We start from the raw sequence: 18,659 nt of genomic DNA, 5'->3' as shown, positions 1-18,659 counted from the left end.
TATCTATGCTTACTTGAAACGACATTATAAAATGCAGTAAGAACGATTTTATTTTTACTATCGGTATAACAACAGTTTGGGAGGGAAACAATGACTAAGCAAAAGAGGAATAGGCTGCTTGTTGGTGCGCTGGCTGCTGGCGTGGTGGTTTGTTCGGCAGCAGGTTTTTTCATTTTAAAAAATCAACAGGAAAAAAAGGATGTTGCTAATGCGGTTAATAAGTACACAGAGGCACTAGCAAAGCAGGATTTTTCAAAATACAATGAATTATTTACAGAAAAATCCTTTGCTGAATATTCAACCTCTAAGGATAAAACGATCCAAAGGTATGAGTCAATCTTTTCGGGGATTGGTGTAAAAAATGTTAAGGTGGAGAATCTCTCAACAACCGAGAAGGAAAAGAATCATTATCAACTATCCTATACCTTAAAGCTGGACACAGAGTTTGGTGAAATCTCTACAGAAAAATATCAAGTAACGATGAAAAAAACAGACGAAGCTTATTCATTTGAGTGGCAGCCTTCTTTACTATTTCCGGAAATGAGTGCTGAGGATACAGTCAGTGTGGCTAATGATGAGGTAACACGAGGGGAAATCCTCGACAGAAATGGCAAGAAAATCGCAGAGAACTATGATTATCAGCAGCTGGGAATAACTCCTGGTCAATTAGGTGAGGGCGAACAACGGGCCCAGCACATACAGGCGATTAGTGAGAAGTTCGCTATTTCGACAGAAATAATCAATGAAAAATTAAATCAAACATGGGTGAAGGATGATTTGTTTGTCCCTCTTAAAACACTGGAAAGCAGTATCAGCTTTGAGGAAATAGCAGCGCTTCCTCAGGGAGCATCGATTGGTAAAATCAATCAGAGACATTATCCTTATGGGGAAGCGACAGCACATTTATTAGGTTATGTGGGTAAAGTCAGTGCAGAGGATATTGAGGAAAATCCTGCGTTATCGGAAAATGACTATATCGGAAAAGCTGGTTTAGAGGCGGCTTTCGACGAGAAGCTAAGAGGTAAAAACGGTGTAAGTGTTGATATCTTAGATAAGAATGGACAAGTTAAGAAGAACTTGCTAGCGGTTGAAAAGATTCAGCCAGCAGATATCACATTGACAATTGATAGCGGCGCACAGAAAATTGCCTACGAGTCTTTAGCAGGTAAGCCGTCTACGGCTGTTATTTCAAGTCCTAAAACAGGTGAACTGCTGGTGGCGACAGGTGCGCCATCTTATAATCCCAATAAAATGGTTTTGGGAATTTCTGAAGAAGAGTATAAAGTCTATGCAGATGATACAAATCTGCCATTCATGGCTCGCTATGCCAATCGCTATGCACCAGGTTCAACTTTTAAAACAATTACTGCAGCTATTGGTTTGGATTCAGGGCACATTAATACAACAGAAGAACGGGAAATTAATGGTTTGAAATGGCAAAAGGATGCAAGCTGGGGCGGTTTTTGGACGACACGGGTGAAAGAAACACCTGCGGTTGATTTAAAAAAAGCATTGGTCTTTTCAGATAATATTTTCTTTGCGCAAAAGAGTTTGGAAATGGGGGAGGAGGTTTTTCGCAGCGGGTTGAATAAGTTCATTTTTGGTGAAGAATTGGATTTACCCATCTATATTGAACCTGCAAGTATTTCTAATGAAGAAACTTTTCACTCTGAAATTCTTTTGGCCGATACAGCTTATGGACAAGGTGAATTAATGATTTCACCGATTTCTCAACTGACAATGTACAGTGTATTTATGAATGACGGGGCTCTTGTGTATCCTCAAATTGTTAAGGATCAAGAAATAAAAAGTAAAAACGAAGTTGTCAGTGCTAACGCGGCTAATACTGTATTAAATGATTTAATTGACAGTGTTGCCTCGCCGGAAGGATATGTATATAGCTTAAACAATCCCAATTTTACATTGGCTGCTAAAACAGGAACTGCTGAAATAAAAGAAAAGCAGGATACATTAGGTACAGAGAACAGCTTTTTATTGTTTTTCGATGTGGATAATCGTAATTTCATGGGGCTTATTATGTCTGAAAACTCAAGAGAAAACGGTACAGCTACAGAAAAAGCTGGCGGAGTTGTTCAATATTTGGAAGAACATTATCAATGATACGAGGCAGTTAGTTGGTAAAGGAAAAAAAGCGAGCGGCAACTGCGAAACAAGCAGTGCCGCTCGCTTTTTTATATGAGGAATGAAGGGAAATTTTATACGGTACCAACAGCTTGCTGATATTCTGTTTGTGCAGCTTTTCATTTATAAAAAAAGCAGAGAGTATTCAGAAAGTTAATCAACTTTCAAAGATAAAAAGAAGAACAACAAGCACACCTATAAAGAAAGTAAAAATAACAGAAAATTCAGTTAATTATTCTGTTAACAGAAAACTCTTTTTAATGAACGAAAACGCTTTAAATAAGGTAGAGCCAGCCATATTAATGTGATATAATGAGCAACGGGTAAAACAATTATTTTAGGGGGCAATTATATGAAAAAGATTACATTAACAACGGCTATTTTATTGGCATTACTAGCAGCTACAGGATGTTCTTCTGATGACAAGAAAACTGCAGAAAGTTCTTCTACTGCACAAAGCAGCTCAGTAACTACAGAAAGCAGCAGTTCAGCGGCAGCAGCAGATATCACAATTGCGGACGGCAGTACCAAAGATTCAGCACCTGCTGAAGGAACTGTGTACATGAGACAACTGCTTACAGCACCTCATGGAACAAAATCATTTGCTGTAGTCAATGTAACAATGAACGGAGATAAGATTTTAGCAGTGCAATTGGATGAATTCCAATATGTGTCTCCTGATGACTTCACAGGCGTACCGAATTCTGATGGTGCATTTGGTGAAAACTATCCAACCGATACAGTATTATCCAGCAAACGCGGCAACGACAAAGCCTATTCGGCAATGATGGCAGATAAAGGCGGCGCTTCTCAAGGCTGGGCTGACAGCATGGATGCAATCGCAGCTTTTGCTGTAGGCAAAACAGCGAAAGAACTGGAAGACACTGTTAAAGAATTAGACGACTTAGGTGAAGACGGCAATCCGGCTGATGTAGTAACAGGAGCAACATTCTCTGATACTAGCGGCTACCTGCAGTCAATCATCGATACAGCAAACACTGGTATGATTTCAGAAGGCATCAAAACCTCTACAGAAGACTTGAAGGAAACACAAGTATTAGGCGCACCTCATGGAGATAAATCATTCTCTGTTACAACAGTTGCTTTAGATGGAGATAAATTAGCAGCAGCTTCATTAGATGAGTTCCAATATGTTGATCCAGCTGATTTTGGTGGTGTACCAAATTCTAATGCTGATTTCGGAGCAGATGTTCAAGAAGGCCTAGTATTATCTTCAAAAGAAGCTAATAATGATGCCTATTCAGCAATGATGGCAGACAAAGGCGGAGCAACTAATCCTTACGCAGATAATATGTCTGCAGTAATCAAATTTGCTTTAGGCAAAACAACTTCTGAATTGGAAGACACAGTTAAGGAATTAGATGGTCTAGGAGAAGATGATAGTCCAGCAGATGTAGTAACAGGAGCAACATTCTCTGATACAGCAGGTTATCTACAAGCAATCATCGATGCAATGAAAGCAGCAAAATAAAATTGCTCGTTGACTGTATAAGTTTAAAATCAAACAATTTATAACAGCAACATTAAATGGACTGAAACCCTTGGGAATTAAAGGGCTTCAGTTCATTTTTAATTTAGGCGGTTAGGGAAATTCTCTATAAAGTTAGAAATCAATGGTATAATAAGCATGAACTGAATTGCAAAGCTTACAGATGAGGAGAGAATATAAGATGCTGGATAAGAGTATACCTTACCGTGAAATATGGATGGTTCGGTCAAAGGAAGAACCAGTGCCGGCAATCAATTTACCGGAAGGGTTTCATTTTGCTTTCTATCAAGAGGGAGATGAGGCTGAATGGGCAAAAATTGAAACCTCAGTATTCGAATTTTCAGATGAGGAGGAAGCCCTGGATTATTTTAGCCGAGCTTTCGCACCATTTCCGCAGGCGCTTTCGCAACGAATGCTGTTTATTGAAGATGAAACCGGAGAAAAAACCGCAACCTGTACAGCGTGGTGGAAAGAAGTGGATGGTAAAACGAAACCGTTGCTTCATTGGTTAGCGGTTAAGCCGAAGTTTCAAAAGAGAGGGCTGGCAGCGGCTTTAGCAGCAGGGGTGACAGTGCGTTTGGCTGAGCTTGAGCCAAATGAAGATATTTATTTACATACACAAACGTGGAGCCATCCAGCGGTCAAGCTGTATGAACGATTGGGTTATAAAATAGTTCCTGAAAATATAGACGGCAGTAAAAATGAAGACTATCAAGAGGCGTTAGAGATTATTAATCAGCTGCAGCAGAAAAAAACGGAATAGCAGCCGTTTTTGAGGGATACTTGGAAAAAGATTCAAGGCTATCTATGTTCCGCTAAGAAAAGACAGCTAAAAAGGAGTGAACGAATCATCGAGAAGAAATCAAAGTTGGATAAACGGAAGAATCTAATCTTTATTATTGTCTTTTGTTTATTGGCAGCATCTGTTGTTTATGCAGTGATAATGCTGCAAAGTGCCCCTTCAGGCAGTTCAAATAAAGAGTATGAACTAGTTAAAAGTGATTATGTTCTAATGATTCTGCAATGTGTTGTTGGAATGATCGTCATTTTTATTCCCTATCGAGTAGAAAAAATATACGGAATTGATATTCCCGATTTGATGGAAATCATCTACTTTATTTTTCTTTTTTGCGCGATTTATTTAGGTGAGGTTCAGAATTTTTACTACAAGATTCCATTTTGGGATATGATTCTACACGGCTTTAGTGCTGGTATGCTCAGTGCACTAGGTTTTCTAATTGTTGATTTAATCAGTAGAAGTAAAAGAACCAATGTCCATCTCAGTCCGTTCTTCGTTAGTCTGTTTGCTTTTTGTTTTGCGACAACCTGTGGTGTGCTTTGGGAAGTTTATGAATATTTAGCAGATCATATTCTACAGACCAACATGCAGAAATTTATGACAGTAGAGGGAGAGATTCTTTCGGGTCATGAAGCGTTAGGCGATACGATGGAAGACATCATGGTCAATCTGGCTGGAACCTTAATTGTTGTAGCCATCGGTTATCTTCACCAAAAGCGTCAGGAAAAAATTAAGGACCGTTTGATATAACCAATAGTTTTTTTGTAGCAGGTAGTTGATACAGACAACAAAAATATGTCGCTGCAAATTATCATGGAGCATTATTAAGATAGAGAAAATAATGTTGACTAGAAAAAGAATAGCTTTGATTCAGGATTCAAAACGAATTTCGTTTTGCAGTTTATCAAGAAGAGAGCGAGACAATCAGCAAAGAGTATTTCAGCTGATTGTCTCGCTTTTTTAATTATGCTCCCTGAATTTCTTGGCATATTGTTTGGGTGTAACGCCGGTAATTTTCTTAAAGGTACGAATGAAGTTGGAGTAGTCATTGAAACCGGAAAGGTAGCAGGTGTTTAAAACATCCTTGCCGTTTTCCAAATGCTTTTTGGCTGCGGAAATCCGGCTCAGCAAAATATAGTGATAGATGCTGCTGCTGAGTTCTTTTTTGAAAATACGGTTTAGATAGATGCCGTTGTGAGAAAACTTTTGAGCCAGCATATCAACAGACAGCTCTGAAGAATCCAAATTTTCCTGAATGAAAATCAGCATATTTTTAACCAGCTCTGGTAAATGACTGTCCAAGACTGCTTCTTCGCTGTTCGCTGCGCAGCGGTTGGCATAGAGTAGGATTCGAATCAGCATAGAGGACATCTCTAAATCATGACCATAAGCAGAAGGAGCGTTGTATTCATTGGTTAGTTCCTTCATTAGATTAATCATATGCTGAAGTTGGTTGTCAGAAAGCTGGATTAATGAGACCCGTTCATTAAAGGTCTTCAAAAGAGATGTTTTTTCTGTGGACAGCACTTCAGCAAATTTATTGGAAAAGTGAACGGAAATTCGTTCGTACAAGGCATCAGATAAAAGCTTTGGACCATGAATTTGGTTATTGTTGATAAAAAGCAGGTGCCCTGGCTTCAGCTCAATCGCTTTTCCATCGATGAAATAGCGGACGTCTCCTCTGATAAAAAGAAATAGCTCCAAGTGATTATGAAGATGCAATTTGATTTTCGGGATATTAATATTGTAATAGCAGTCAATCTTTTTGTGGAAATGCTCAATAAGATATTCCATGAGTAACACTCCTCTATAAGTTTGTTTTTGCATGTTTTTATGTTTACAAACGCAAAGAAAGCGCTTTTAATTCATATTATAATCACATTGTAAGGTAAAAAAAAGAAAAGTCAAAGAGTTTTTCACCAGCTCTTTGATCAAGAAGGGGATTATTAAGATGAAAAAATTTCTAAAGCTCGCAGTATTGTCTACCTTGTTTGTCGGCATCTTATCTGGATTAGCTGCCTGTGGTAAAGGCGGGGAAGAAAGCGGGGGAAAAGAGTCGAATGAATTGTCTGTCGCAGCCTGGGCATATGATGCCAACCCTGAATTCAAAGCGATGGTGGAAGCCTTTGAAAAGGAGAACGATGGTGTAAAAATTAAAATCGTTGATATTGCTGCTGATCAATATGAAGACAAAGTAACAACGATGCTTTCAGCTGGTGATTCGACAGATGTGCTGGCAATTAAAGGAGTAGGAAGCTACGTCAACTATGCAACTAAAGGACAGCTGCTGGATCTTTCAGAGGATGCAGACAATATCAAAAATCCGGACAATTTCAAGGGCAATTTGGAAGGATACAAACTGGACGGTAAATATTATGCATTACCATTTAGAAAAGATATTTATATGCTTTTTTATAATAAAAAAATCTTTGATGACAACAATGTCGCTTATCCAGAGGAACTGACTTGGGATGAGTATGAAGAACTGGCGAAACAGCTGACAACTGATAAAGACGGAGAAAAAATCTATGGCACGTATCATCATACTTGGTATCCGATTCTGTTATGTACAGCAGCTAATCAAACGGACAGCTCACTGCTGGATGGAGATTATGGCTTTACAAAAGAATACCTGGATCGCTGGATCCGCATGCAGGATGAAGGGTATGCAATGGACTATTCATCCATAAAAACAGCGAGTGTAACTTATGCTTCGCAATTTGAAACAGAGAAGACTGCTATGATGCCGATGGGCAGTTTTTATCTAGGCAAACTGTTGAACGCTGCCAAAGAAAACCGTACGACTGTTGAATGGGGAATTACTTCGATGCCGCAGAACGAAAAAGGAAGTGTTAGTACGTATGGCGGCCCTTCTGGATTTGCTGTTAACAAAGGATCGAAAAATCCGGAGCTAGCTAAAAAATTCGTTAGCTTCTGTTCAGGTGAGGAAGGTGCGAAAGCAGTTGCCGGGATTGGGATGACGCCAGCTTATCAGTCAGAGGAAGTGATGGATGTCCTTTATAATCTTGAAGGCATGCCGCAGGATGAAGAAAGTAAGCGTGCTTTGAATCCAGATAAAAACGGCTGGGAAATGCTGCCGGATCCAAAGAGTGCAGAAATTAACTCAATCATTAATGAAGAATACGATTTAATTATGGTAGAAGATAACTCTGTGAAAAAAGGAATTGACGCATTGAATAAGCGTGCGAAGGAAGTGTTGGAAGAAGATAATTGAGGAGGAAATGATGAATTCAGTTAGCTACTCAGTCATGAAAACGAAAGAAGAATTTACTACAGCTTTTCAAAAAATTGCACAGCCGGCTGTGCAAGCATTGGATGAACGGCATCCAGGGCTGCTGGATATCGGTTCTGCTGGAGCAATTTACAGTAAAAAAACAAGAGAGGCAGAAGGTTTTTTACGGCTACTGTGGGGCTACAGCCCCTTCTATAGTCAGCAGCCGGCAGATGAAACCTTTGATAAGCTGTTGAAGGGCATCTGTGAGGGAGTCAATCCAGACTCTCCAGATTACTGGGGAAAAATTGGTCACGTAGATCAGCTAATGGTGGAGATGGCTCCTTTGGCAGTTTTTCTTGTGATGAATAAAGAAAAGGTTGACTCACGGCTGTCGGAAAGACAGCACCACTACTTAGTTGAATGGATGAACCAAATTAATTCATTTGATACGGCGCAAAATAACTGGTTGTTCTTCAGGGTTCTGGTGAATGTTTGCCTTCATAAAAATTACGGAATGGATACCTTCGTTCAAATTGAAAAGGATTTCGCCAAGATTGAGACCTTCTATTTAGGAAACGGCTGGTATTACGATGGGGTGAAGGTTCAGATTGATTACTACATTTCCTTTGCAATTCATTATTATTCTTTACTGTATTCCGTTCTATTTGAAGCAGAAGATCCTCAACGCAGCAGAATTTTGAAGGAACGGGCTGCAGAATTCGCGCAGACATTTCAGCACTGGTTTGATGATGAGGGACGGGGAATTCCTTTTGGAAGGAGCTTAACCTACCGTTTTGCCCAAAGCTCTTTCTGGTCAGCGATGCTGTTTGCTAAGGTGGAGGGATTCGCTCCGGAGAAATCCAAAAGCTTATTAAGTAAAAATTTGGCTTTCTGGCTTTCACAGGATATCTTTTCTCCAGAAGGCTTGCTGCGAGTCGGCTACTGCTATGATGATCTGGTGATGTCGGAGGAGTATAATGCTCCCGGCTCTCCCTACTGGTCATTAAAGGCGTTTCTGGTTCTGGCGTTGCCGGAAGATGATTCAACTTGGTCATTGCCTGCTGCTTGTTCAGAATCATCAGCGGACACAGCGCCAACCCTGATAAAGGAAGCCAGAATGCTGTTGAAAAAAAGCTCTGACGGCAAAGAGGTTCAAGCCTTTCCTGTGGGTCAGTTTGTCGAGCTGCATACACATGGGGAAGCAAAATATGGAAAGTTCGTATACTCTACATTATTCGGCTTCAATGTATCTAAAGGGCTGGTTGGTTATGAAAAAGGCGGCTTTGACAATGTGCTGGCTGTTTCAGAACGCGACAACTTTTATCGTGTCCGTACAGCCTTTGAAAGCTACCATACGGAAAATACACATGTGGCTGTTACTTGGCAGCCTTGGGCTGATGTGGTTATTCAATCCTGTATTATTCCGTTTGGACAATGGCATTTCCGCATCCACAAAATCAATAGCGAAAGGGCATTGAATATTCGTGACGGCGGATTTTCGGTTCCTTATGATGGGGCAGAAACTGTACAAATCCAACAGACAGAAACACGCAGCTTTTTAGATTCAGCCATCGGGGTCTCTGGTGTCGTTAATCTCTCTGGTCAAGGACAGACAGGCATTTCAGCTCGTTTAGCGAATGTCAATGTTTTATACAACAACGTTGTATTTCCTTATCTGAATCAGGATATTTCTAAAGGAGAGACAATCATCTGTAATGCTTTCTTAGGAGATGGTCAAAAGAAGAGCAGCGAGATCCAAGACTTACCGAAGGCCGTTGTTTCTGATAACAAGGCAGTTCTAACTGTGGGACAAGAGCAAAAAACAATCGATTTACCGTTCATTTAAGGAGTAGAGGAGAAGACGATGGAAAAAATTGATGACTACTTGGATAAAATCGCAACGAAGGTTTTAAGCGAATCAGCCAGAATAGCAGAGGGCATTCCTTATATTCCGGAAAATGGGCGCTATACAGATATGGGGCAGGAAGATATTGCCTGGTGGACCAATGGCTTTTTTGGAGGACTGCTCTGGCAGCTCTATCACCATACTGGGAAAGAAGCCTTCAAATCTCATGCAGAACGTATTGAAGTGAGACTGGATCAGGCATTGGATGAGTTCGTTGAGCTGCATCACGATGTAGGTTTTATGTGGCTTCACACAGCGGTAGCTAACTATCGTGCAACTGGGAATGAGAAATCCAGAGTTCGAGGGTTAAAGGCAGCTTCTGTTTTGGCTAGTCGTTTTAATAGTAAGGGGCAGTTCATTCGAGCATGGAATGAAGATAAAACCGGCTGGATTATCATTGACAGCATGATGAATATTCCGTTGCTGCATTGGGCATCCGCAGAACTCAATGATCCGCGCTTTAAGCAGTTTGCTATTGCTCATGCGGATACGGTTCAACAGTATCTTATTCGCAAGGATGGCTCATCAGCTCACATTGGCAGCTTTAATCCGGAAAGCGGAGATTTCATTGAATGGATTGGCGGACAGGGCTTTAGCAGTGATTCTGCCTGGTCACGAGGACAGGCATGGGCAATCTATGGCTTTGCGTTGAGCTATAGGCATACGAATAATGATGACTATTTAAATACAGCGATTCAGGTTGCCAATTACTTTTTAGCAAATATTTCGCAAACGAATGATGTACCAGCAGTCGACTTTAAGGCGCCAGCGATTGAAGAAGACACAGATACGAGTGCAGGAATGATTGCCGCCTGCGGTTTGCTGGAGCTAAGCCGGTTATTGCCGAAGGAACAAGGGAAAATCTATAAAGCTGCAGCAGAAAAAATGCTGACAGCAGTGTTGGAAGGCTATACGGATTTTTCAATTGAAACGGATGGTTTAGTAAGCGGTGGAGCAGTTGACTACCACGGGAAAGAAGGTAAAAACGTTGGCTTGGTTTATGCAGATTACTTTTTGATTGAAGCTTTGCTGAAGCTAAAGGAAGCTGAAATGGATCTTTGGTAATCGTGTCTTAGTCTACAGATGAGGGGGAAAATACGATGAAAAAATATCTGCTATTCTTGCTTTTTTTTACTATTATTTTCCTCTCTTCCTGTGGAGAGCAGGAGCGCCTGCATTCTTTTGACCGGCAGGTGGAAGAAGAAACAGCGGCAATCTATAAGCACTATTCTGCGGAGGCTTTTCAAAATGGCGATGTACCTCCGAATACTCTTATTCAGCTCAGCGGTTTCATTACGGTCACAGATAATGGTGATGGACAGTCAGTCAAAAAAAATGACCGCTTTATTCTAGAAGCAGAAGGACAGCGGTATCAGGTAATTAATTATTCTGACAGTGAATGGCAGCTGGCGGAACAGGTAACAGTTTATGGAGAATACTATGGGTTTATCAAAGCTGAACAAATAAAAAATGAACTTTAGTAAGGGGGGACATGTCTTGAGTACTTGGCTCGGGCATGGGAAATAATGGAGTCTGTTAAACAGCGTCGTTCAAAAAGCTTGAAAAGAAAAAATTTATTGACTGCTTATTCATTTATCGCACCAAACTTTATCGGATTTTTCATCTTTACATTAATTCCGGTTGTTTTTTCGCTAATTCTAGCATTTATGGAATGGGATTCGTTCTCAACACCAAAGTTTGTCGGATTAAATAATTTTATCAAAATGATGAATAATGAAACGTTCTGGATTTCTTTTAAAAATACCATATTGTATACAGTTGGCGTGGTGCCGCTGACGCTGATTTTTTCATTGGGCTTAGCCATTTTGTTAAATCAGAAAGTTAAAGGGATGAAATTCTTTCGAACAGCATTCTTTTTCCCTTATGTAACGTCGCTGGTAGCTATCGCAGTTGTCTGGAATATGCTGTTTCATCCAACCATGGGACCAATTAATCAGTTTCTGAAAGTGATTATTGATAATCCACCGGGCTGGACATCCAGTTCTCAATGGGCATTATTCGCAATTATTATTGTTAGTGTTTGGCGTGGTATGGGTTATTATATGATTTTATATTTAGCTGGTCTACAAAGTATTCCTAAAGAATTGTATGAGGCAGCATCTATGGATGGAGCCAATAAGTGGCAGCAGTTTATGAATGTTACGTTGCCTTCGCTAAAGCCGACCACCTTTTTTGTCACAATTATGCTGGTAATCAACTGCTTTAAAATCTTTGATTTAGTTCAGGTTATGACAGCCGGCGGTCCAGGCAGGTCTACAAACGTACTGGTTTATACCATTTATAATGAAGCCTTTGTTAAATTTAATTTCGGCTATGCTTCAGCAATTGCACTGGTACTGTTTATTATCGTTCTGATGATTACGGTTGTTCAATTTAAATGGAATCAGATTCAGGAAAGAGCTTAGCGAAAGGAGAAGAGCGAGATGCAGATGACTGCAAAAACCAAACTATTGGATGCACCAGAGAAAAAAATGAAAAAGAAAAGCGGCGCGGTCAAACGAGGAGTTTTAATCGTAATCCTGACTATTTTGGGATTAATAACGCTGGTTCCGTTTATCTGGATGGTTTCAGCATCCTTTAAGGCGAATAATGATGTTTATACCGTTCCAATCCAATGGATTCCTAAGGAATGGCATCCGGAAAACTATGCAACCATTTGGGAGCGGGTCCCTTTAATGACTTTCTTTAAGAATACAGGTATTTTAAGCGTACTGATTACTTTGATCCAACTGTTTACCAGCAGCTTTGCTGCTTATGGTTTTTCCAAGATGTACTTTAAGGGCAGAGATGTACTGTTTCTAGCGTATATTGCAACGATTGCTGTTCCGTGGCAATCTTACATGATTCCGCAGTTTATTATGATGCGTAAGCTGGGATTAACTGATACTTTATGGTCGTTAGTTCTGTTGCAGGCCTTTAGTGCATTCGGTGTCTTTCTGCTTAAGCAATATTACAGCAGTATCCCGGATGAGTTGTGTGAAAGCGCTCGAATTGACGGATTATCTGAATGGGGCATTTACCGAAAAATTATTCTGCCGTTAACCAAGCCAGCCATTGCCAGCTTGACAATTATTACATTTGTTAATACATGGAATGACTATATGGGACCGTTCATCTATTTGACCTCGACTGAGAATAAAACGATTCAATTGGGACTGAAAATGTTTGTTGGTCTGTACGATGCAGAATATGCGCTGATTATGGCAGCATCGGTTCTATCTATTTTACCGGTAGCTATTGTGTTCCTTGCTATGCAGAAATACTTTGTGGAAGGAATTGCAACTTCAGGAATGAAAGGCTAGGTGAGCAGGATGAAGTCGATGCGTACATTTGAAAATAATATCTATATGAAAGCATTTCACTGGGCGTATTGTTTACTGACGTTCAATCTCTTATTTACATTGTTGAACCTGCCTTTATTCTTAGCGTTCAATCTGTTAGCCATTGATTTGCGCAACCTGTTCTTTTTTCTCATAGCAGCTCTACCCTTTGGCGGCGCGTTTGCTGCGCTGTTGGGATCGCTGGAGCAGTTTATTCAGGAAAAAGAAAGCGAGCCCTTCAAGGTGTTCTTTCGTCAGGTCCGTAAAGGCTGGTTAAAAGGAACCGGCTATTGGCTGGCTGCACTAATTTGCATGATTATCATTGGGGCAGATTTATGGTTCTTTGCAGCAACTTCATGGTTTCAATGGATCAGTCCTTTGTTCTTTATTATCGGAGTGCTGGGGTTGGGGGTCTTTCTGAATGCTGTTTATTTTCAGCTTAAAAATCCACTGGCTCGCAGAAAAGAGATTTACAAAATCAGTTTTTACTATGCACTTAGAAAATGGTATGTAACTGGACTCAACAGTTTACTGCTGATAATTATCCTAGGTTTTATGCTTTTGAAACCACAGTTTGGGTATTTACTCGCTCCATCCATTTTGGGCGGACTAATTTATTTGAACAGCAGCAAGCTTCATAAGTTGAGACAAAACCCTGATGAAAAGGTTTAAGCGGGGAGTTTTTTTTAAGGCTATGTTAAGCTATGCTGGTAGGACAAAAACTGAATAAAATCATAAAGCTTGGAATTAAAATCAGGAACTTTCTGGTTTTATTCTAAGCTTTTTTCTACCAGCGTATGAGACTTCACTAATCATTTGAACTGTTAAAGGCAGGGGAATCGCAGTGATTACCTTTCCAATTAACAGTGACCTTTCTATAAGCAGATTTGATGATTGATGTTGATTAAGAGCGTACTGCTGTAGATATACAAAGGAATGACGAATACATGAAGTAGACAGAGAGGCTAAGCAATCTTTATTTTTCGGACGAAAAGTTGTAAATCTGGTATAGTTAAAGAAAAAAGCAAAGAGGATGCTTATGGAAATCAGACTTTTACGTTATTTTTGGACAGTTGCTCAGGAAGGGAATATTTCGAAAGCTTCAAGGTTATTGAATATTACACAGCCAACACTGAGCCGGCAAATAAAAGAGCTTGAAGAAAGCATAGGGGTACCTTTATTTCATAGAGTAAAAAATAGGCTGACTTTGACTCAAGACGGATTTTTTTTGAAAGAACGTGCTGAGGAAATATTGCTGTTGGATGAGAAATTAGAACATGCTTTCTCAGAGCAGCGGAAGAAGCCCTTAAGCGGCTGTGTTACTATCGGCTGTGTCGAGGCAGACAACTCGGATACCCTAGCTATGCTGCTGGAGGAGCTGATAAGTGACTACCCGCAAATTCGATTTAATCTTGTCACTGGAACAAGTGAAGATATTGCCGAGCGCTTAGAAAAAGGAATTCTTGATTTAGCGATTTTGCTGGAGCCAGTCTCTTTACATGAAGTTGAAATGCTAAGACTACCCAGAGAAGAAACTTGGGGATTTCTTTTATCAAAAGAGCTGTTTATCGCTCAAAAGAAGCAGCTGACACCAGAAGATATGCTTGGTTTGCCTATTCTATGCTCCAATCGAGAAGAGGTACAGCGTCTATTGAGTGACTGGTCGGGCGTACCCATTACCAACTTAAATATTGTCGGTCATTTTAATTTGATTTTTAATGTATTTTCTTTAGTTGAAAATAAGGTTGGTGCAGCGTTAACAATTGAAGGGGCTGTTTCCAATAGAAATTCAGCAGAGACACTATTTGTTCCGCTGAGCCCATCAGTCAAAACGAGCTGTGTTCTAGTATGGAAGAAAAGGGTTCAGACACCTGCTGTTCAAGAGTTGATTAATCGGTTTAACTATGCTTTTCAACTATAGTCTTATGTAATAATAGGTATTAGACATAGAATAAAATGAGCGGTACGATAAACATGTGTTTATTGTACCGCTCATTTTTTTGGAGGGATGCTTATGACAGCGGTCATTATTTTTTTCTCACGGGCTGGAGAAAATTTTGTTAAAGGAAAAAAACAATATATTTTAGTCGGACACACTGAGGTTGTCGCAAGAAAGATAAGTGCTAAATTGAAGATTCCAGCGTATCCTTTACTGCCAGTTACACCCTACCCGAAAGACTATGAGGAAGTGGTTCAGCTAGCCGCAGAGGAAAAACAGCAGTCGCTGCGAATTTGCTATGAGAAATTGCCCGTTAATTTTAAGGATGTAACGCATGTCTTTCTTGGATTTCCCAACTGGTGGGGCAGCTTTCCTAGAGTAGTCGGGACATTTTTAGAGGATATGAATTGGGAAAACAAGATTATTTTTCCTTTTTGCACACATGAAGGCAGTGCTTTTGGATCAAGTATGCAGGATTTAGAAAAAGCCTGTGCCGGCGCAGAGATTAAAACCGGTTTACCCATCCGCGGTTCGCGTACTGAGCTGTCGGATACAGCGATAAAAAACTGGCTGCTTTCTTTTTAGAAGGTAGCATAAATAAAAAATAATGGAGGAATAGAGGATGACGAAGCATGAAGAAGTAAAAAACGGAGTGATTTTCCCCGTGGGTGAAAAGAATCAGGCATTTGCACAATATTTTATTGGACAAAGCTATTTACAAAGCTTGGTTGCTGACACAGCCATAAATGTGGGAGTTGGTAATGTCACTTTTGAACCTGGCTGTCGGAATAACTGGCATGTTCATCGGGACGGTTTTCAGCTATTGCTTGTTACTGGTGGTGAAGGCTGGTATCAGGAAGCAGGACAGCCGGCTCGATTTCTCAAAACAGGAGATGTGGTGGTAACTCATGATGGGGTGAAGCATTGGCATGGCGCTGCGAAGGACAGCTGGTTTGAACATCTGGCCATTACCGCCGGAACGCCTGAATGGCTGGAAGCAGTAAATGATGACTGGTACAACAGTTTAAAACAATAGGGAGGTCATATGACATGAAAAAACAGACAGCAGGAAGAAACCAATTGGGCGAATTTGCGCCGCAGTTTGCGGCCTTGAATGATGATGTGTTATTTGGAGAGGTATGGGCAAAGGAAGAAGAGCTTTCACTGCATGACAGAAGTATGATTACTTGTTCTGCTTTACTGGCGCTAGGCGCTCCTCAGCTTGAAGCTCATCTAAAAATCGCAAAGGAAAATGGTGTGACTAAGCAGGAAATTACGGCACTGATTACTCATCTGGCTTTTTATGCAGGCTGGCCTAAGGCTTGGACTGCTTTTTCAATGGCGAAGGAAATTTTTGACTAGCTGATTAAGCATCAGAATCAGGGAGAAGATTGTTATGAAAAAACGAAATGTGACAGGAAAATAGCTATAGTTCAAGTCCTGCTGCTCCCCGACTACTTGAAAAACAGGGCTGCATCCAACCCTGTTTTTTCGAAATCGCAACGACCGCACACTTGGTCTTATTCACGAGAGAGGATTGCTGAGAGCGCTGCTGTGCCTGCTGCTGTTTGGCACGATATAGCTTTTCAGCAGAGGCGTTGGCAGTTTTTGTCGTTAGTCAACATTTTTTAGCAGCTGTAAAAAAGCTTTCGCTGCATTAGAAAAAAACTGATCCTTTTTCCAGATAATACTAACAGAGGCAGTTAATGGCGGTGAAAAAGGAATAAAAGCTAAATCTGAATTTTCCGTAGAAAGAACACCATCAATACACAGTGCACTTGCAATATTCTGTTTTACCAGGAGTGAGGCATTGTAAAGCAGGTTATATGTACCCACTACATTGAAATGTTCCAGATTGCTGCCCAGCCAATCGGCCAGCTGGTTGTCAACAGAGGACTGATTAGAAATTAATAACGGCGTACCGGCAATTTCATTAGGTGCGACCGTTTGTTTTTTTGCTAACGGATGTGTATGATTTACCAAAATTCCCCAGTGGTCAGATAACGGCAGGCGCTTATATTCATATTTTTGTTTTTCAACCGGATCAATAACAAGACCAAAATCTAACAGCCCTTTATCAACTTTTTCCAGTACATCGTCCGCATTTCCACTATATAACCGGATGGTTATCTTGGGATACTGTATTCTCAACTCCTGTAAAAGAACAGCGACGAATTCAAATGCTTTTGTCTCCCCGCCGCCAATGGCGATTTCACCGCTAATTTGTCCATCAGGAAGTAGATTTGAGGTTGTTGAATGAACAAGGGACAAAATTTCTTTGCCTTTATTAGCCAAATAGAGGCCTTCTTCGGTTAAGACGATCCCTCGGTTGCCCCGTTTAAAAAGTGTAACACCCAGCTCATCCTCTAAATCTTTAAGCTGCTTCGATAAGGTCGGCTGAGAAAGATGCAGCACTTCAGCTGCTTTACTGATGGTTTTTTCTTTAGCCACAGTTAAAAAATAATTCAGTACTCTTAATTCCATTTTTATTCCTCCTTCATATAGAAAATAGTTATAATTAGCTATTCAATATAAGTATTGGTTAAGTATAACTCATTTGCGTACAATAAAGGTAAGAAATTCAGAATAAGGAGAAGAAAGATGAAGAAATTAAATTTGCTGAAAAAAATCCAAAATCAAGACATAGTTGCTGGGTCACCATTATTTAAAGAGATTCATTTAGTTAAGGAAGCAAACGAACAATTACTAGTAGAAATGAATACAAGCTACCATACAAATATGGAAATGCTCTCGTATCTTGAAAAAATAACCGGTCGCAGCTTAGCTCCTTCAACAACAGTTTCGCAGCCCTTTTATAGTGACTTTGGGGGACACATTGAATTAGGAGAGGATGTTTTCATCAATAAGAACGTCACTTTTGTAGATTTAGGGGGTATTACAATTGAAGACCATGTTTTGATTGGTCCGGATTCAAGGTTGATTACAGTCAATCATTTGATTGAGCCTGAAAAAAGGCGAGGAATCCGAGCGGCTCCCATTTTAATCAAGGAGAATGCCTGGCTTGGAGGGAATGTTACAATTCTGCCGGGAATAACCGTAGGAAAAAATGCAGTTGTGGCAGCTGATTCAACAGTTACTAAAGATGTTCCTGATAATACCGTTGTAGCCGGCAGTCCGGCAAGGGTGATGAAGAAGCTTCCTTCTTGAATGGAAAAAGAAAAGAAGTTGAAAGGTGAAGATGCTATGCTTGATAGAAAGCTGAAAAGAGTTTACCGGCTGTTTTATGTGATAGGATTAGCAATGTTTTTTCTTTCCGGCTGTTCCCCCAAGGAAGCTGCTGTGCCAATTTCAGCTATTGAATCAGAGGATCAGTTGTCAGCGGCTCCCAAAAGCAGCAATCAAATAGATGGAAAGGAAAGTCTACGTATAGTGAAACTGAAGCTGGATAATCAAGACTTTCAGCTTGAGCTGGAAGAAAATGAGACTGTAGAGGAGTTGACTGCTCAGTTTCCTCTCTCTTTAGAGCTGGAAGACCTAAACCAAAATGAAAAATATGCCTACCTATCAAAAGCCTTACCGACAGCTCCACAAAGAATAGTCCAGATTGAAAAGGGAGATGTGCTGTTGTTCGGTTCAGATTGCCTAGTGATTTTTTATGAAAGCTTTGAGACAAACTACACATATACTCGTATAGGAGGCTCTATACTTTTTGATGTTGGTGGAATTCCACCAATATCTTTTTTATTTTCCAAAACAATAGAAAAGACACCTTGAAATCCTTTAGAATTAATTTGGCGAACCAATCCAAAAGGAGGAATCAAGATGT

At 40.3% G+C, this 18,659-nt stretch carries 19 protein-coding genes; 17 read left to right on the top strand and 2 right to left on the bottom strand.

Going from position 1 to position 18,659, the window contains the following annotated elements:
• Positions 1-90: 90 nt before the first annotated feature.
• The 4 genes from pbp4 to AC1Z3K_RS00080 all read left to right on the top strand — a co-directional run bounded on the left by pbp4 (position 91) and on the right by AC1Z3K_RS00080 (position 5,201).
• Positions 91-2,121, top strand: a complete 2,031-nt coding sequence (pbp4, locus tag AC1Z3K_RS00095; protein ID WP_461731427.1) for a penicillin-binding protein PBP4(5) — start codon at positions 91-93, stop codon at positions 2,119-2,121.
• Positions 2,122-2,494: 373 nt separating this feature from the next.
• Positions 2,495-3,634 (top strand): peptidoglycan-binding protein, encoded by a 1,140-nt coding sequence (locus AC1Z3K_RS00090; RefSeq protein ID WP_461731426.1) that lies wholly within the window; start codon positions 2,495-2,497, stop codon positions 3,632-3,634.
• Between the two features lie 199 nt (positions 3,635-3,833).
• The gene (locus tag AC1Z3K_RS00085) at positions 3,834-4,415 is read left to right on the top strand and encodes a GNAT family N-acetyltransferase (RefSeq protein ID WP_461731425.1); all 582 of its coding nucleotides are present in this window, start codon (positions 3,834-3,836) and stop codon (positions 4,413-4,415) included.
• Positions 4,416-4,520: 105 nt separating this feature from the next.
• Complete coding sequence (locus AC1Z3K_RS00080) at positions 4,521-5,201, top strand: DUF2238 domain-containing protein (RefSeq protein WP_461731424.1); 681 nt, start codon at positions 4,521-4,523, stop codon at positions 5,199-5,201.
• Between the two features lie 210 nt (positions 5,202-5,411).
• Here the strand turns inward: AC1Z3K_RS00080 and AC1Z3K_RS00075 are convergent, their stop codons facing one another.
• Complete coding sequence (locus AC1Z3K_RS00075) at positions 5,412-6,245, bottom strand: AraC family transcriptional regulator (protein ID WP_461731423.1); 834 nt, start codon at positions 6,243-6,245, stop codon at positions 5,412-5,414.
• Positions 6,246-6,402: 157 nt separating this feature from the next.
• On the opposite strand from AC1Z3K_RS00075, the gene AC1Z3K_RS00070 reads away from it, so the two are divergent.
• The 11 genes from AC1Z3K_RS00070 (at position 6,403) to AC1Z3K_RS00020 (ending at position 16,234) form a co-directional block, all read left to right on the top strand.
• Positions 6,403-7,686, top strand: a complete 1,284-nt coding sequence (locus tag AC1Z3K_RS00070) for an ABC transporter substrate-binding protein (protein WP_426081685.1) — start codon at positions 6,403-6,405, stop codon at positions 7,684-7,686.
• Positions 7,687-7,696: 10 nt separating this feature from the next.
• Positions 7,697-9,532 carry a DUF2264 domain-containing protein gene (locus AC1Z3K_RS00065; RefSeq protein ID WP_461731422.1) on the top strand — a complete coding sequence of 612 codons (1,836 nt, stop codon included), beginning with the start codon at positions 7,697-7,699 and terminating at the stop codon, positions 9,530-9,532.
• Between the two features lie 18 nt (positions 9,533-9,550).
• The gene (locus AC1Z3K_RS00060; protein ID WP_461731421.1) at positions 9,551-10,657 is read left to right on the top strand and encodes a glycoside hydrolase family 88 protein; all 1,107 of its coding nucleotides are present in this window, start codon (positions 9,551-9,553) and stop codon (positions 10,655-10,657) included.
• A 35-nt stretch (positions 10,658-10,692) separates the two neighbouring features.
• Positions 10,693-11,073, top strand: coding sequence for a hypothetical protein (locus AC1Z3K_RS00055; RefSeq protein ID WP_461731420.1), 381 nt, complete (start codon positions 10,693-10,695; stop codon positions 11,071-11,073).
• Between the two features lie 45 nt (positions 11,074-11,118).
• The gene (locus AC1Z3K_RS00050) at positions 11,119-12,018 is read left to right on the top strand and encodes a carbohydrate ABC transporter permease (protein ID WP_461731419.1); all 900 of its coding nucleotides are present in this window, start codon (positions 11,119-11,121) and stop codon (positions 12,016-12,018) included.
• Positions 12,019-12,084: 66 nt separating this feature from the next.
• Entirely contained in the window at positions 12,085-12,915 is an 831-nt protein-coding gene (locus AC1Z3K_RS00045) for a carbohydrate ABC transporter permease (RefSeq protein WP_426081807.1), read from the top strand.
• 18 nt (positions 12,916-12,933) lie between these two features.
• Complete coding sequence (locus tag AC1Z3K_RS00040; RefSeq protein WP_461731418.1) at positions 12,934-13,605, top strand: DUF624 domain-containing protein; 672 nt, start codon at positions 12,934-12,936, stop codon at positions 13,603-13,605.
• Positions 13,606-13,972: 367 nt separating this feature from the next.
• Positions 13,973-14,854 (top strand): LysR family transcriptional regulator, encoded by an 882-nt coding sequence (locus tag AC1Z3K_RS00035; protein WP_426081681.1) that lies wholly within the window; start codon positions 13,973-13,975, stop codon positions 14,852-14,854.
• Between the two features lie 93 nt (positions 14,855-14,947).
• Positions 14,948-15,457, top strand: a complete 510-nt coding sequence (locus AC1Z3K_RS00030) for a flavodoxin (protein WP_461731417.1) — start codon at positions 14,948-14,950, stop codon at positions 15,455-15,457.
• Between the two features lie 37 nt (positions 15,458-15,494).
• Positions 15,495-15,908, top strand: a complete 414-nt coding sequence (locus AC1Z3K_RS00025) for a cupin domain-containing protein (RefSeq protein WP_461731416.1) — start codon at positions 15,495-15,497, stop codon at positions 15,906-15,908.
• Between the two features lie 14 nt (positions 15,909-15,922).
• The gene (locus tag AC1Z3K_RS00020; protein ID WP_461731415.1) at positions 15,923-16,234 is read left to right on the top strand and encodes a carboxymuconolactone decarboxylase family protein; all 312 of its coding nucleotides are present in this window, start codon (positions 15,923-15,925) and stop codon (positions 16,232-16,234) included.
• Positions 16,235-16,486: 252 nt separating this feature from the next.
• Here the strand turns inward: AC1Z3K_RS00020 and AC1Z3K_RS00015 are convergent, their stop codons facing one another.
• Positions 16,487-17,356, bottom strand: coding sequence for a LysR family transcriptional regulator (locus tag AC1Z3K_RS00015; RefSeq protein WP_461731414.1), 870 nt, complete (start codon positions 17,354-17,356; stop codon positions 16,487-16,489).
• A 117-nt stretch (positions 17,357-17,473) separates the two neighbouring features.
• Between AC1Z3K_RS00015 and AC1Z3K_RS00010 the strand changes: the two genes are divergently transcribed.
• The gene (locus AC1Z3K_RS00010; RefSeq protein WP_426081675.1) at positions 17,474-18,040 is read left to right on the top strand and encodes a DapH/DapD/GlmU-related protein; all 567 of its coding nucleotides are present in this window, start codon (positions 17,474-17,476) and stop codon (positions 18,038-18,040) included.
• Entirely contained in the window at positions 18,041-18,607 is a 567-nt protein-coding gene (locus tag AC1Z3K_RS00005) for a cyclophilin-like fold protein (protein WP_461731413.1), read from the top strand.
• Positions 18,608-18,659 lie beyond the last annotated feature (52 nt).

It is taken from the genome of Enterococcus sp. LJL128 (assembly GCF_056924295.1).
This window is presented reverse-complemented; position numbering and strand designations above follow the sequence as displayed.

Coding starts and splice junctions, on each gene's coding strand:
- AC1Z3K_RS00085 (WP_461731425.1), top strand. CDS start 3,834: ATGCTGGATAAGAGTATACCTTACCGTGAAATATGGATGGTTCGGTCA.
- AC1Z3K_RS00045 (WP_426081807.1), top strand. CDS start 12,085: ATGAAAAAGAAAAGCGGCGCGGTCAAACGAGGAGTTTTAATCGTAATC.
- AC1Z3K_RS00035 (WP_426081681.1), top strand. CDS start 13,973: ATGGAAATCAGACTTTTACGTTATTTTTGGACAGTTGCTCAGGAAGGG.
- AC1Z3K_RS00090 (WP_461731426.1), top strand. CDS start 2,495: ATGAAAAAGATTACATTAACAACGGCTATTTTATTGGCATTACTAGCA.
- AC1Z3K_RS00040 (WP_461731418.1), top strand. CDS start 12,934: ATGCGTACATTTGAAAATAATATCTATATGAAAGCATTTCACTGGGCG.
- AC1Z3K_RS00010 (WP_426081675.1), top strand. CDS start 17,474: ATGAAGAAATTAAATTTGCTGAAAAAAATCCAAAATCAAGACATAGTT.
- AC1Z3K_RS00015 (WP_461731414.1), bottom strand. CDS start 17,356: ATGGAATTAAGAGTACTGAATTATTTTTTAACTGTGGCTAAAGAAAAA.
- AC1Z3K_RS00025 (WP_461731416.1), top strand. CDS start 15,495: ATGACGAAGCATGAAGAAGTAAAAAACGGAGTGATTTTCCCCGTGGGT.
- AC1Z3K_RS00070 (WP_426081685.1), top strand. CDS start 6,403: ATGAAAAAATTTCTAAAGCTCGCAGTATTGTCTACCTTGTTTGTCGGC.
- AC1Z3K_RS00065 (WP_461731422.1), top strand. CDS start 7,697: ATGAATTCAGTTAGCTACTCAGTCATGAAAACGAAAGAAGAATTTACT.
- AC1Z3K_RS00075 (WP_461731423.1), bottom strand. CDS start 6,245: ATGGAATATCTTATTGAGCATTTCCACAAAAAGATTGACTGCTATTAC.
- AC1Z3K_RS00020 (WP_461731415.1), top strand. CDS start 15,923: ATGAAAAAACAGACAGCAGGAAGAAACCAATTGGGCGAATTTGCGCCG.
- pbp4 (WP_461731427.1), top strand. CDS start 91: ATGACTAAGCAAAAGAGGAATAGGCTGCTTGTTGGTGCGCTGGCTGCT.
- AC1Z3K_RS00060 (WP_461731421.1), top strand. CDS start 9,551: ATGGAAAAAATTGATGACTACTTGGATAAAATCGCAACGAAGGTTTTA.
- AC1Z3K_RS00005 (WP_461731413.1), top strand. CDS start 18,041: ATGGAAAAAGAAAAGAAGTTGAAAGGTGAAGATGCTATGCTTGATAGA.
- AC1Z3K_RS00050 (WP_461731419.1), top strand. CDS start 11,119: ATGGAGTCTGTTAAACAGCGTCGTTCAAAAAGCTTGAAAAGAAAAAAT.
- AC1Z3K_RS00030 (WP_461731417.1), top strand. CDS start 14,948: ATGACAGCGGTCATTATTTTTTTCTCACGGGCTGGAGAAAATTTTGTT.
- AC1Z3K_RS00055 (WP_461731420.1), top strand. CDS start 10,693: ATGAAAAAATATCTGCTATTCTTGCTTTTTTTTACTATTATTTTCCTC.